This window comes from Kitasatospora sp. MY 5-36 (genome assembly GCF_001182915.1).
GTDB lineage: Bacteria > Actinomycetota > Actinomycetes > Streptomycetales > Streptomycetaceae > Kitasatospora.
In genome coordinates this window covers 1-634 of the sequence record NZ_LFVW01001396.1, presented here as the reverse complement: position 1 = coordinate 634, position 634 = coordinate 1, and the positions used below count along the sequence as shown (strand labels likewise).

At 79.0% G+C, this 634-nt stretch carries 1 pseudogene; it reads left to right on the top strand.

Features of this window, described 5'->3' with window-relative positions:
• Positions 1 to 634: pseudogene (locus tag AE652_RS42640) on the top strand (hypothetical protein); the annotation flags it as partial.

The window sequence follows — 634 nt, the reverse complement described above, 5'->3', positions numbered from 1 at the left end:
CCGCCCGGCTGGCCGCCCGGCCCGACTGGTCCGTGGCCGACCTCGCCGCCGAACTCGCCGACGAGCAGACCGGTCCGGCCGCCCTCTCCGGCACCGGCACCGCCGGCGGCCCGCTCGGCCTCACCGCCGCGCTGGACCGGACGTACCGCACACTGGCGCCCGACGCCGCCCGGCTGTTCACCCTGCTCGGCCTGCACCCCGGCGCGGAACTCGACACCGCCACCGCCGCCGCCCTCGCCGACCTCCCGCCCGCCGCGACCCGCACCCTGCTGACCCGGCTGGACGCCGTTCACCTGCTGGAGGAGAGCGGCCCCGGCCGGTACGCCCGGCGCGAGCTGGTCCGCCGCCACGCCGCCGCGCAGGCCGCCGAACTCACCTGCGACGAACGGTTCCTCGCCCTCGACCGGCTGATCGCCCACTACCTCGACGTCACCGCCGGCTGGACGGCCGGCGGCGCGGCGACCGTGGGCGCGGGGGCCTGGTTCCGCCGCGAGGAGAGCGCCCTGCGCGCGGTGGTGGTCTGCGCCGAGCAGCAGGGACGGCCCGCCGCGGCCTGGCAACTCGCCCACCGGGCCTGCCGGTTGTACGAGACCACCGGCCACGACCGGACGCACTGGCGGGCCGTGGTCGAGGC